Annotated in this window: 12 protein-coding genes; 8 read left to right on the top strand and 4 right to left on the bottom strand. The window is 60.0% G+C overall.

Features of this window, described 5'->3' with window-relative positions; genetic code table 11:
- Positions 1 to 32: 32 nt before the first annotated feature.
- The 3 genes from CKA38_RS11740 to hemB form a co-directional block, all read right to left on the bottom strand.
- Positions 33 to 1,385, bottom strand: a complete 1,353-nt coding sequence (locus tag CKA38_RS11740; RefSeq protein WP_108825645.1) for an ABC transporter permease — start codon at positions 1,383 to 1,385, stop codon at positions 33 to 35.
- A 36-nt stretch (positions 1,386 to 1,421) separates the two neighbouring features.
- Positions 1,422 to 2,321 carry an ABC transporter ATP-binding protein gene (locus CKA38_RS11735; protein WP_108825644.1) on the bottom strand — a complete coding sequence of 300 codons (900 nt, stop codon included), beginning with the start codon at positions 2,319 to 2,321 and terminating at the stop codon, positions 1,422 to 1,424.
- Between the two features lie 136 nt (positions 2,322 to 2,457).
- Positions 2,458 to 3,483: a porphobilinogen synthase gene (hemB, locus tag CKA38_RS11730; RefSeq protein WP_108826564.1), complete on the bottom strand. Its 1,026-nt coding sequence runs from the start codon at positions 3,481 to 3,483 to the stop codon at positions 2,458 to 2,460.
- A gap of 124 nt (positions 3,484 to 3,607) precedes the next feature.
- Between hemB and CKA38_RS11725 the strand changes: the two genes are divergently transcribed.
- From CKA38_RS11725 to CKA38_RS11715, 3 genes are all read left to right on the top strand, one after another.
- Positions 3,608 to 4,399 carry a 4Fe-4S binding protein gene (locus CKA38_RS11725; protein ID WP_108825643.1) on the top strand — a complete coding sequence of 264 codons (792 nt, stop codon included), beginning with the start codon at positions 3,608 to 3,610 and terminating at the stop codon, positions 4,397 to 4,399.
- A gap of 9 nt (positions 4,400 to 4,408) precedes the next feature.
- On the top strand, positions 4,409 to 4,876 hold the full coding sequence (locus CKA38_RS11720; protein ID WP_108825642.1) for a transcription elongation factor: 468 nt from the start codon (positions 4,409 to 4,411) through the stop codon (positions 4,874 to 4,876).
- Between the two features lie 90 nt (positions 4,877 to 4,966).
- Positions 4,967 to 6,550 (top strand): BNR-4 repeat-containing protein, encoded by a 1,584-nt coding sequence (locus CKA38_RS11715; RefSeq protein WP_236919019.1) that lies wholly within the window; start codon positions 4,967 to 4,969, stop codon positions 6,548 to 6,550.
- A 138-nt stretch (positions 6,551 to 6,688) separates the two neighbouring features.
- On the opposite strand, the gene CKA38_RS11710 is transcribed toward CKA38_RS11715, so the two are convergent.
- Positions 6,689 to 7,351, bottom strand: coding sequence for an energy transducer TonB (locus tag CKA38_RS11710; RefSeq protein WP_108825641.1), 663 nt, complete (start codon positions 7,349 to 7,351; stop codon positions 6,689 to 6,691).
- 206 nt (positions 7,352 to 7,557) lie between these two features.
- On the opposite strand from CKA38_RS11710, the gene CKA38_RS11705 reads away from it, so the two are divergent.
- The 5 genes from CKA38_RS11705 (at position 7,558) to CKA38_RS11685 (ending at position 13,162) form a co-directional block, all read left to right on the top strand.
- Entirely contained in the window at positions 7,558 to 8,241 is a 684-nt protein-coding gene (locus tag CKA38_RS11705; RefSeq protein WP_108825640.1) for a CerR family C-terminal domain-containing protein, read from the top strand.
- Positions 8,238 to 9,245, top strand: coding sequence for a secretion protein HlyD (gene hlyD, locus CKA38_RS11700; RefSeq protein WP_108825639.1), 1,008 nt, complete (start codon positions 8,238 to 8,240; stop codon positions 9,243 to 9,245). The genes CKA38_RS11705 and hlyD overlap by 4 nt, the downstream gene beginning before the upstream one ends.
- A gap of 72 nt (positions 9,246 to 9,317) precedes the next feature.
- Positions 9,318 to 11,120 (top strand): ATP-binding cassette domain-containing protein, encoded by a 1,803-nt coding sequence (locus CKA38_RS16490; protein WP_108825638.1) that lies wholly within the window; start codon positions 9,318 to 9,320, stop codon positions 11,118 to 11,120.
- Between the two features lie 155 nt (positions 11,121 to 11,275).
- Complete coding sequence (locus CKA38_RS11690) at positions 11,276 to 11,851, top strand: REP-associated tyrosine transposase (protein WP_108825637.1); 576 nt, start codon at positions 11,276 to 11,278, stop codon at positions 11,849 to 11,851.
- 147 nt (positions 11,852 to 11,998) lie between these two features.
- Positions 11,999 to 13,162, top strand: a complete 1,164-nt coding sequence (locus CKA38_RS11685; protein ID WP_108825636.1) for an ABC transporter permease — start codon at positions 11,999 to 12,001, stop codon at positions 13,160 to 13,162.
- Positions 13,163 to 13,191 lie beyond the last annotated feature (29 nt).

Here is a 13,191-nt window from a genome sequence, read left to right as displayed (position 1 = left end):
CTTCTCGATTCAAATTTTACCGGCCGCGCCGCTCAGGGCTCAAAAATCGTCCCGCGTTTGAACCGCCACCAGGCCACGCTCATCGCGGCGAGTGTGATGCCGCACAGCACGCCGACTGTCGGCGCGAGTCGCGCGAGCGAACCGCCCTCCCAGAATACTTGCATGAATCCCTCGATGACCCAGTAAGGAATCGTGAACACGCTGATTTTTTGGACGACTTCCGGCATGAACGAAACCGGCACCCATGCGCCGCCGAGGCAGCTCATCAGCATCACCAAAAGTGTTGTCAGGAACCCCGCAGCAGCGGAGGTGCGGGCGATTGACGCAATCAACATTCCGAAGCCCGCGCATGCCCCCGCGGCAGCCGCGCTCACCAGCAGGAGCTGACCAAAGTGCGAGACGATATCCAGCCCGTATAGCAAGCGGCCCGCGCAGAAAAGCGCCATCAATTGCACAAGTCCGAGAAGCACACCGAACAAAAATTTACTCCACAACACATGCGAGGGCCGCACCGAGGAGGACATCAACCGTTGAAGCAAACCGGCGCGTTTTTCCTCAAAAAGCGTGATCGCCAGATGGGAGACCGAAAACAGGAGAAACATGACCGCCCACGCGCCCACATTGCGCGCCGCCGCGGGACTTTTCACATCCTTGCCCACCACCTGCTCGTTTTCGATTTTTATTAGTTCGCCGAGCGGATTGCCTTTCTTTGTTTTTCCGTCATCGGCGGCGCCCTCAGCGCGAGAGGTTATCCGGTCGAAGCCAAAATTGCCCGCCTCGAGCTCCCTGAGCACCTCGGTTTCATTGATGTCAAACGATTCTGAAATGGCGCCCGCGATGTTGCGGTTGAGCTTGTCCTTCCCCGCGCCGCCGAGCATCGATTTCATGCTGGCTTGCATTGACTGGCCGAGCAGTTGGGGGACGTTCGAAAAAATACATTTTTGCAGCAGGCCGTTGACTGTTTGCGTTTCGATCTCGTTGCGCGGGTTGGAAAGCAGTTTCAGGTTCACGCCAACCGTGCTGGTTTCAATCAGGTTTGAGGGAATCACGATTGCAAAACGAAACACATTGTCGCGCATGAGCGGTTTCAAGTCGCCGGCCTCGAGGTCGCGCGCCGCGCCGCCGTCCGGCGTTGTTGTGGTGATTATCCTAAAACCCTTTTCGGCGCGCAGCACATCGACCAGGCGCAGCGCGGCCGGATTGTCGCACTCGTTGACGACGGCCAGGGGAATTCCCCTCGGGCCGGTGTCGGCGCGATTGATGCCGAAGACCATGCCGAATATATAAATCATCAGCGCCGGCACGAGAAAAGTAAGCGCGAACGCGGCGCGGTCGCACTTGAAAATCAGATATTCCTTGCGGAGCAAAGTGAGGATGATGGACATGCTTCAAAAAATCAGGGGTGAATGGCTCTCGCCGGTTTATTTCGTGTCGCGCAAGGTGCGCCCGGTCAGGTGCAAAAACACCGCCTCGAGCGTGGGACGTTGCTGCGCGAAAAGGCGCGCGGGCAGGTTGAGTTCCTCCGCGCGCCGGTAAAACTCCGAGAGTTTAAGCTGCGGAAAGAATCGATATTGCGCGCCGTTTTCCGAAACAAGTTTTCCATGCGGCGCCATGCGCTCTGCGAAAAGTTTCGTTTCGGATGTGTTTGGAAAAATGATCTCGTCCTCGAACGGCAGCAGCGCAAGCAGCTCGTCGAGCGTGCCGAGCGCGAGGATTTTTCCGTGGTCAATGATGCCGATGCGCGAGCAAAGGCGCGCCGCCTCCTCCATGTAATGCGTGGAATAAATGATCGTGAGCCCGTCGCGATTGAGTTGCCCGAGGTAGTCGAAGATGGCGTTGCGCGACTGGGGATCGACGCCGACGGTCGGCTCGTCGCAAAGCAGCAACCCCGGTCGGTGCAGGAGCGCCGCGGCGAGATTAAGGCGGCGCTGCATGCCGCCCGAAAATGTTTTCACGACATCCTTGCGGCGCTCCGAAAGCTGCACTGCCTCAAGCGCCTCCCCCACCCGCTCGCGCAATGTCGCGCCGCGCAATCCCTGCAGCTTGCCAAAGATTTCCAAGTTCTGCCCGGCGGTCAGGTCGGTGTAGAGCGCGACGTTTTGCGGCACCAAGCCGAGCGAGGCGCGCGCGCCGGATTTGCCGGGCGAAATCGTGCCGCCGTCCGGTTTGCGAAGCCCGGCGATGAGCGACATGAGCGTCGTCTTGCCGGCGCCGTTTGGCCCGAGCAGGCCGAAACATTCGCCCGGGGATATTTCGAGGGAAACCTCGTCCAGCGCGGTGAACCCGCCGAAGCGTTTGGTGATGGATCGTATGGAAAGCATTAATGCGGGACTATTTGTTGTCCCCTATAAACCGCGCCTGCCGGACAAGGTAACAGCTTTTTTTTATTTTTTCGCGCTTCGCGCGTTTGGCATCAACGCGCCCCCCTCGGGAAAACTGCGCGGCTGTTGGTGGCGATCACGCTTTCAAGCGCACTGCCAGAGTTTTGGCAAAATACGTCAGAATCATGTCCGCGCCGGCGCGCTTGATTGCGAGCACCGACTCCATGCTCGTGCGCTCAAGGTCAAGCCAGCCGAGTTTCGCGGCGGCATGCAGCTGAGCGTATTCACCCGAAACCTGATACGCGGCGAGCGGCTTGCGCGTGACCTCGCGCACGTCGCGGATGATGTCCAGATAAGGGCCGGCGGGTTTCACCATCAGGATGTCCGCGCCCTCGCCCTCGTCGATGATCGCCTCGGCAATCGCCTCGCGGCGGTTGGCGGGATTGAGCTGATAGGTGCGCTTGTCGAGCAAGCTCGTGCCCGCGGCCTTGGCGCTGCCGACCGCGTCGCGAAACGGTCCGTAATATGCCGACGCGAATTTCGACGAATACGCCATGATCGCAGTCTGATCAAATCCCTCCGCGTCGAGCGCCTTGCGAATCGCCGCGATGCGCCCGTCCATCATGTCGGACGGCGCGACAAAATCCACGCCCGCGCGCGCATGCAGCACGGCCATTTTTGCGAGCACCTCCACGGTGGCGTCGTTCAACACCTCGCGTCCATCGTCAGAAAGCAAACCGTCGTGCCCGTGGCTCGTGTAAGGATCGAGCGCTATGTCCGTCATCACGACCAGCCCGGGCAGCGCTTTTTTCACGGCGCGCACGGCGCGCAAAACCAAGGCGTCCTCATCAAGCGCAATCGAGCCCGAGGGATCCTTGAGCCTGGCGTCGATTTTGGGAAATAACGCGACCGCCGGCACGCCGAGTTTCCAAAGCGCGCGGCACTCCCGCACCAAATCCGCGACGTTAAAACGCGCCACGCCCGGCATCGAGGCAATTGGCTCCGGCGCGCCCTTCCCGTCGATCACAAACAGCGGCGCGATAAAATCCGCCGGACGCAACACGGTCTCCTCCACAAGCGCGCGCACACTCGCGTTGCGGCGCAGCCGGCGCGGACGCGCGGGCAAATCAAGTTTGAAACCGGAGGAAGGCTTTGAAGGCATGTTTTGCATAAAACCGCCGGAACACGGTTTCGCCAATTCGATTTTTCGTGCGCGAACACAAACGCGCGCACCAGATAAAAATCCCTCGCCCCGCGCCAAAAAGCACTCAATCTGACAACACACAATGAGCTTCGAAAAACTCAGCCTCGTCTATTTCAGTCCCACCGGCACCACGCGGCGCACAGTCCAGAACATCGCGACGGGCATCGCCCTGCCGCTTCAGGAAATCGACCGCACCGCGGTTTCCAGCCGCAAGCAGCCGCACCATTTCTCCAGCAAAGACCTCGTTGTCATCGCGCTTCCGGTCTACGGCGGACGGCTTCCCGGCATCTCAACTGAGTTTTTCGCCGGCATCACCGCGGACAAAACACCCGCGGCCATCGTGGCCGTGTATGGCAACCGCCACTACGACGACGCGCTCATCGAACTGAAAAACTGCGCGATCGCCGCAGGCTTCATGCCCATCGCCGCGGGCGCGTTTCTCGGAGAGCACTCCTATTCAAGCAAGGTCGCCGCCAATCGTCCCGACGCCGACGATGCCACCGCCGGAAACGGCTTCGGCGCCCGCTTCCTGCAAAAGGCGCAAACCCTCGCATCCGCAACGATGGACGCGAGCGGCCTGGTCGACGTGCCCGGACATTTTCCCTACGAAAAACCCGTTGTTAATTCCGGGATCACCCCCGTCGCAAACGACAACTGCATTGATTGCCACACGTGCGTCGAAGGATGCCCGACGGATGCGATTGACCGCCAAAATCCGCGCCTGACCGACAAGGATAAATGCATCAGTTGCTGCTACTGCGTAAAAGTCTGCCCCAACGACGCGCGCCACATGGACGACCCGAGAATTCTTGCGACGGTCAACCGGCTCGAAACACTTTTTATGACTCGTCGCGAACCCGAAATTTTTATCTAAAAAAAAACAATGGACAAAAACCTTCTCCGACAGGCTCTTCTCGAAAAACTGCAAGCCGACCTCGACATGCTTTCACGCGCCGCCCTCATGGCGCGCGAAGAAGCCACGCACGAGGAAAGCAAGGCCACCACCAAATACGAAACACACGGCCAGGAGGCCGCCTACCTCGCCGAAAGCCAGGCCAATCTCGCCGGCGAGATGCGCGACAACATCGAGTTCTACAAAACCCTCGAACTCCCCACATTCGAGATCGGCCAGCCCGTGGCTGTCGGCGCGGTGATCACGCTCGAGCTTCGCGGCCGGCCCTCGAAATATTTTCTCGGCCCGCGCAACGGCGGCGTGGAGTTCGCCTTTCAGGATGAAACCATCATGATCGTCACCCCCCAGTCTCCGCTCGGCAGCGAACTGCTCGGCAAATATATCGACGACGTCATCCATCTCCCTGGCCGCTCGTTCCGCGTCGCCGCCATAGAGTGAAGGATTCCGCCCTGCCGGGCTCGCCATCAACACGTTTCATCGCCACGGGTCGGTCGATTTCAAACCGCGCCAGGACCCGAGAATTTTTCCATGCCCCGCCCACATCCCCGAACACTCGCGCTCGCCCTCGCGCTCCTCGCCATCGCATTGCCCGGTAGCCGCGCGGCGGAATCAACCTCGCCCAAAACCGCCAATGCCATTGCGGCACCCGGGGCATCTCCCGTCGCGGAGCGGGTAACATTCACGCACAGTTTCAAAAAAAACGCCCCGACCGCGTTTCCCGAGGGTGGCATCCGCAAATCCGTCCGCGCCGACGGTTATCGCGGCATCTGGTTCACGCTCGGGTTCAAGTTTGAATACGGCGACAAGTATTCGGGCGGCCTCGGCACCTACACCGCCAACCACCAGCCGCTCGCCGTTTATGCGCCGGCGGTGAAAAAAACATTTTTCACCTGGGGCGGCACACCCGCGAGCGACCAGCGCCTCCTCGTCATCATGGTCTCGTATTACGACCACGAAAAGGGAACCGTCCCCCGCCCCGTCGCGCTCTACGCCGATCCCTCAGTCAAAGATCCACATGACAACGCATCCATCCAGATTGACGCCGACGGACATATCTGGGTGCTCAAAAGCGGACGCGGCAGACGACGCCCCGGTATTATTTTCCGAAGCACGCGCCCCTATGACATCGGTGAATTCGAATGCGTCGCGCGGCAGGAATTCACCTATCCCGAAATCTGGCACGGCCCGGATGACAGCGGAGGGTTCTTTCTCCTGTTCACAAAATATTTCAAGGGCACCAAAAACGGCCCCGCCCGAAACCTCTTCTGGAAAACAAGCGCCGACGGGCGCGCGTGGAGCGAGGATCATGCGCTCGCCGCCTTTGGCGGGCACTACCAAACCAGCGGCCGCTGGACGGGCGCCGGAGCCGACGGAAAACGTGTCACAAAATACGCGACATTTTTCAACTACCACCCTGAGAGTCATGTGGACCGCCGCACCAACATCTACTACGCGCAGACCACCGACGCCGGAAAAACATGGACCACCGCGGCCGGCGCCCCCCTCGCGCTCCCGCTCACCTCACCCGACAATCCCGCCCTGCTCGTTGACCTGAAATCGCAGGGGAAATTCATGTATACCTGCGACCTCAATTTCGACGCGTCGGGCAACCCCATCCTGCTCTGCATCGTAAGCCGCGCCGGCGAGCCCGGCCCCAAGGGTGATCCGCGCGAGTGGTTTCTAATGCACTGGAAAAACGGAAAATGGGAAACCCGCACCATCACCACCTCCGACCACAACTACGACATGGGCAGCATCTACGTGAACGGCAACAACTGGAAAATTATCGCCCCCACGGAAACCGGCCCGCAGCGTTACGGCACCGGCGGCGAGGTCGCCGTGTGGACAAGCAATGACAACGGAGTCTCATGGAAACGCGAGCGCCGGGTCACCAACTCCAGCGAATTTAACCACGGCTATGTCCGCCGTCCCGAGCCTGCCGCCGATCCATTTTATGCGTTCTGGGCCGACGGGAATCCCTCGCACCTCAGCGAATCCCGCCTGTATTTCACCAATTCAGACGGCACAAAAACCTGGCGGCTCCCCTACGAAATGCCCGGCGACGAAGCGCGGCCCGAATTATTACCCGCCGCCTCTGAAGACTCCCGGTAAGTTTTCAGCCCGAATTCCGGCAAGGCCGCCTTGTATTCAAAAACCAAATACGCAAGAGGCGCGGGCATCATTGCGACACCCGCGCCTTTGTTCCATCCCCTTTGTCTCACTCCATCACGGAACCAAAACCGTGCTTGCTCAAACGTCGTTAAGGTTGAATGCGATCGGCACGCTCATGCGGAACTTGACGCGCTTGCCATTTTTGCGGCCCGGCTCGAAACGCCACTTGCTGACCGCGCGCACCGTCGGCGCGTCAAAGTCCGGATGCGAGGATTTCACAACCAGCACATCCTGCACATGACCGCGCTCATCTACGGTGAAGTTCACGATCACCTCGCCCGGATTGCCCGTGTTCTTTTGCGTGTAGGGATACTCCGGCGAGGCTTGGAATAGTGTCTGCGGCCTGTTGTCGAGATCCACCAGCCGGAATGTGTCGGCCAGTTTCTGTCCGGCATTTGCGGCATCTTCGTAATTGCCAGTCGGCAGCGTCATGGTGGCGCCGTCATTGAGGTTCGGCGCGGGAATGGTCGGATTGAATGGCGTGACAAACGCGCGATCGATATCCGTGGAAATCGTGTCCGACAGCATCGGCGGCGGCTTGAGATCCCTGACGTCGATTGTTGGTTTTGCATTGTCCTCCTGGGTCTTGGGGGGAGGCACTGGCGGCAGCGGAGGAAAGGTGATGACAATGGGTTCGGCTTTCTTCTTGGGCGGCGGCTGCTGCTCGGCGGGATTTACGAAGAACAAGGCCGCGCATGCGGTTCCGGTGATTGTGGCTGGTATGATGAATCGGGTGATCATGATGTTATGCCTTTCGTTCCTGGAGTGGTTGTTGGTTGGTCTCTGCGTTCATCATGACAACGCGCCAGCCGGCGTTTTATTAAAATTTTATTTCATTTTTTGTTTCGCCCCCGGATGAGGTCCCACACCCATCCATGCGCGCGGCAAATCACAGGCATTAAACAAATGATTGACTAATTTAAACAAATGTTTAAATCCATTCGACCATGAACCGGACACCTTCCGTAAAACCAGCCCCGTCCGCCGCCCCCGAAACCGCGCGCGAAAAACTTCTCGCCTCGGCGCTCCGCGTGTTTGGCGAATGCGGCTACGACGGCGCCTCCATCCGCGACATCGCCCGCGACGCAAACACCAACGTCGCGCTTGTCTCCTATCATTTCGGAGGCAAGGAGCAGCTCTACAAGGAGCTCCTTCGCTCCATCGTGGTGAACCGCGTGCAGGCCGCCCTGAACAGGTTCACCGCCGCATACGGGGACGAGCGCATCCAAAATCCGTCGCGCGCGGACGCCCGCGACATGCTCAAGACGCTGCTGGGCGGCTTTGCAAACAACGCATTGAGTTCGGGTGAAATACTGCTGGCCGCCAGGTTGATTGTCCGGGAGCAAACGCAACCCACCGCCGGTTTCGACATCGTGTTTGGCAGCGGCATGGAGACCTTGCACAAAACGGTCACCCGGCTTTTTGGCATCGCAACGGGACGAAACCCCGAAACGCAGGAGTGCATCATCCGCGCGCACATGCTTTTCGGGCAAATCCTCTCATTCGTGTTCGCCAACGCCGCGATCTGCCGCCGACTCGGAAAGGACACGCTGGACCGGCAGACCCGCGCCACGATCTCCGCCATTTTAAGCGAAAACATCGACAAACTCGCCAAACCCGCACGCACATGAAACGCAAAATCCCCCTCATTCTTTTTCTCGCCGCCGCCGCCGGCTTGGGCGCGTGGTTCTGGCACTCGTCCCTCGAAAAACAGGACGCCACGCACCTCACGCTCCACGGCAATGTCGATATCCGCGAAGTGAATCTCGGCTTTCGCGTTTCCGGCCGCGTCACCGAAATCCTCAAGGACGAAGGCGACCCCGTCGCGCCCGGCGATACAATCGCCCGCATCGACGCCGCGCCCTACGAGCAGGAAGTCGCGCAAGCCGGGGCCGCGCTCGCCGTCGCCGAGGCCGAGCTCGCGCGCCTCGTCGCGGGCTATCGCGCCGAGGAAATCGCCCAGGCCCGGGCCGCCGTCAACGAACTCGAAGCCACGCTCGCAAACAATCAGGTCAACGCAAAGCGCATCGCCGAGCTTCTCAGGCAAAACGCATCGCCGCAGCAGGACTACGACAACGCGGCCACCGCCGTCCTCATCGCCGAAAAACGCCTTCAGTCCGCCAAGGCCGCCCTTGATCTGCTGCTCGCCGGCTATCGCGCAGAGGACATTGAAAAAGCCCGCGCCCAAGTCGCGCAAAACCGCGCCGCGCTTGAAACCGCGCGTATCCGATTGTCGGATACAACACTCGCCGCCCCCTCCGCCGGAACCATCTCCACGCGCGCGCTCGAACCCGGCGCCATCGCGCAGGCGGGCGCGACCGTGTTCACCCTGTCGCTCGACAACCCCGTCTGGCTGCGCGCCTACATCAACGAACCCGACCTCGGAAAAATCGCGCCCGGCATGACTGTGGATGTTTTCACCGACTCGCGTCCCGGAAAACCTTATCAGGGCAAAATCGGCCACATCTCGCCGCGCGCCGAGTTCACCCCCAAAACCGTCCAGACCGAAAGCCTGCGCACCACGCTCGTCTATCGCCTTCGCATAACCGTCACAAATCCCGACAACATGCTCCGGCAGGGAATGCCCGTCAGCGTGCGCGTTGCGCCCGCTGAAAATGAGAAATTAGAAAGGTGAAAGGTGAAAAAACACACAGGCAATTCAGCCCGCCGGTTTTCATCTTTCACCTTTCACACTTCACCTTTCCCCATGTCCCCCGCCGTCCACATCACCGATCTCACGCGCCGCTTCGCCGGCATGTCCGTGCCCGCGCTTGATCGAGTCAATGCGACCATAAACACGGGTCGCATCACCGGACTTGTCGGTCCCGACGGCGCGGGCAAAACCACGCTCATGCGCATCATCGCCGGACTCCTCGAGCCCGACTCCGGCGCGATTCGCGTGTTCGACCGGGACCCGATTCGCGATGCCGCCGGGCTTCGCGGCATTATCGGTTACATGCCGCAAAAGTTCGGCCTCTACGAAGACCTCAGCGTCATCGAAAACCTCACCTTTCACGCCGACCTGAGAAATGTCGTCGGCGCCGAACGCGACGAAACTTTTGCGCGTCTCCTCAAGTTCACCGACCTCGCGCGCTTCACCGATCGCCTCGCCGGAAAACTTTCCGGCGGCATGAAACAAAAACTTGGACTCGCCTGCGCGCTCCTCGGCACGCCGCGCCTGCTCCTCCTCGACGAGCCCGGCGTCGGCGTCGATCCCATCTCGCGCCGCGAACTCTGGCGCATGGTCGGCGAACTCGCCACCGAAGGCATCGCGATCATTTGGAGCACCGCCTATCTCGACGAAGCCGAACGCTGCGACGACGTCCTCCTGCTCAACGAAGGCAAGCCGCTCTATTCCGGCCCGCCCCGCGATCTCACCCGCCGCATGGAGGGCCGCTGTTTCACAATCGCCGCCCCTGCCGAAATCCGCCGCAAAAAACTCACTGAACTCGCCGCGAACCCGCAAATCCTCGACGCCACCATCCAGGCGCAAAACATCAGAATCGTTACGCGCAGCGATGCTGCGCTAATGAAGAATGAAAAATGGGGAATGGAAAATGCCCAAGCCAACAGCCCGCAAGACTCCACCACCGGCGCGGCAGCGCCCCATTTTTCATTATCCATTATTCATTCTTCATTAGGTGGCGAAATCGCCGCCGCCGCCGCCCCGCCGCGTTTCGAGGACGCCTTCATGGACATCCTCGGCGGCGCGCAATCAGGCAATTCATCGCTTGCGAACATTCTCCGCGACATTCCCCGTGACGGGAAAACCGTGATCGAGACCCGCGACCTCACGCGCAAGTTCGGCAGCTTCACCGCAGCCGACCACATTAACCTCAACATCAAGCGCGGCGAAATCTACGGCCTCCTCGGCCCCAACGGCGCGGGCAAATCCACGACATTCCGAATGCTCTGCGGACTCCTCACGCCGACCAGCGGGGAAGCCAGCGCCGTGGGCATCGACCTTGCGCACAGCCCCGCGCGCGCCCGCCAGCGCATCGGTTACATGGCGCAAAAATTTTCGCTCTACGGAAACCTCACCGTCGCGCAAAACCTCTCGTTCTTCTCCGGCGCCTACGGACTCCACGGCACCGCGCAACGCGACGCCATCGACGCCGTCACGGACTGCTTTCACCTCGCGCCCTATCACAACACAAAAGCCGACATCCTTTCGCTCGGTTACAAGCAACGCCTCGCGCTTGCCTGCGCGGTGATGCACGGCCCCGACATACTTTTCCTCGACGAGCCCACCTCCGGCGTCGATCCCGTCACGCGCCGCGAATTTTGGATGCACATCTACGCGGCGGTTCAGCGCGGCGTCACGGTGATGGTCACAACTCACTTCATGGACGAAGCAGAATACTGCGACCGCATCGGCCTCGTTTACCGTTCCAAGCTCATCGCCACCGGAACCCCCGAGGACCTCAAACACCAAGCCGCCAGCGCTGAAAACCCAACCCCGACGATGGAGGATGCGTTTATCGCGCTCGTGGAAAGGAGCGACTCATGAAACTTTGGAGTGCGGTGGCAAAGCGAAGCGGCGACACCGCTTTGAGCATCTTACGCCAGCTTTCCCAGTCACACTCAACAAAGCGAAGTCGTCGCTCGCTTGTGTTTCCTCCGTCATCGCGCTCCGAATGATTAATCACCAACGCCCTCACCCCAATGCAAACAACACGTCACATTCACGCCATCTCATGGCCGCATGCTCCGGAGCACAGACTGCGCGAAGCAGGCACGTATTTTGTCACTGCCGGCACTTATAACAAACAACACTACTTTCAAGAACCACAACGCCTCGACGTGTTGCAACGCGGACTTCTTCAGGTTTCCGCCGAGCATGGCTGGACGCTTGAGGCGTGGGCGATATTCTCAAATCACTATCACTTTGTCGCCCATGCGCCGGAGAAATCCAAGGACGCGAACAGCCTTCGCGCGATGATCTCCCTGCTGCACGAGAAAACAGCAAAGTGGATAAACAAACTGGACGACGCGGCGGCGCGCAAAGTCTGGCATAATTATTGGGAGACACGCTTATCTTACGAAAAATCGTATCACGCACGCCTCAATTACACACATCAAAATCCCGTGAAACACGGTTTGGTTCCGGTCGCCAACCAGTATCCCTGGTGTTCCGCCGGATGGTTCGAAAGCACCGCAAGCAACGCGCAAATTAAGACCATCTACAGTTTCAAAACCGACAAATTAAACGTTCCCGATGAATATGAACCGATACGCTGATGATTCACTTTGGAATGCGACGGCAGAAGGCGAATCCTGGCGACGCCGCTTGGAAGACTTCCCGATTGGGGGTTTGCGCACACACAGCAAAGCGGTGTCGCCGCTGCGCTCTGCCACCGCACTCCAAAAAAGGACCCCGCATTCGCAATGAACATTTGTTCGTCATTTTCCCTCCGCCGCCTGCGCGCGCTTTGCCGCAAGGAAACGCTTCAGATCGTTCGCGATCCGACGAGCATCCTCATCGCGTTTATTTTGCCCGTCGTCATGTTGTTCATCTTCGGCTACGGCATCAATCTCGACACCGGCGTCACGCGCATCGGGCTCATCTGCGAGGACACTTCGGCTGATGCTCGCCAGTTCGCCGCCAGCCTCACCGGCTCGCCTTATCTTGATGTCACCGATTACGCCTCGCCCGCCCTCGCCGGCGAGGCGCTGACGCGCTCGCGCATTCGCGGCTTCGTTGTGATTCCGTCCGATTTTTCCGCAAAAATACGCCGCGCCGAATCCGCGCTCACCGCGGGCGAGCCGCCCGAGCCCGCGCCGCTTTTGGTTATTACCGACGGCACCGAACCCAACACCGCAAACTTCGTCCAAGCCTACGCGCGCGGCGCATGGCAAAACTGGTTCGCGCAGCGCGCCGCCGCCCGCGGCCAACCCATGCCGCCCGCGATCTCCATCGAAAGCACGTTTTGGTATAACCCGAGCGCCGAGAGCCGCAACTATCTCATCCCCGGCTCGATCACCCTCATCATGACCGTGATCGGCGCGCTGCTCACCGCGCTCGTTGTCGCGCGCGAATGGGAGCGCGGCACGATGGAATCGCTTCTCTCGTCGCCCGTCTCGCGCCTCGAAATCCTGCTCAGCAAAATAATCCCCTACTACCTGCTCGGCATGATCGTGCTCCTGCTCTGCATCGCCGTGGCGCATTTTGTCATGGGCGTGCAATTCCGCGGCTCGCTGCCGCCCCTTCTCGCCTGCGGCTCGCTGTTTCTGCTCAGCGTTCTCGGCATGGGGCTGCTGTTTTCAACGGCCACGCGCAACCAGTTCAACGCCGCCCAAATCGCCCTCATCGCGGCATTCCTCCCCGCGATGATGCTCTCGGGTTTTCTCTTTGAAATCAGTTCAATGCCCGCGCCCATCCGCGCCGTGACCTGCGCCATACCCGCGCGCTATTTTGTGACCTCAATCCAGACGCTTTTCCAAGTCGGCGACTCCTGGCGCACCCTGCTTTACCCGCTGCTTTTCCTCACCGGCACCGCCGCTCTCTTCATCGGCCTCACCGCCAAACTCACCCGCAAACGCCTCGAATGAATGCGGAATTCGGATTGCGGAATGTGGAA

The sequence above is a fragment of the Ereboglobus luteus genome, from assembly GCF_003096195.1.
Taxonomy (GTDB): domain Bacteria; phylum Verrucomicrobiota; class Verrucomicrobiia; order Opitutales; family Opitutaceae; genus Ereboglobus; species Ereboglobus luteus.
This window is presented reverse-complemented; position numbering and strand designations above follow the sequence as displayed.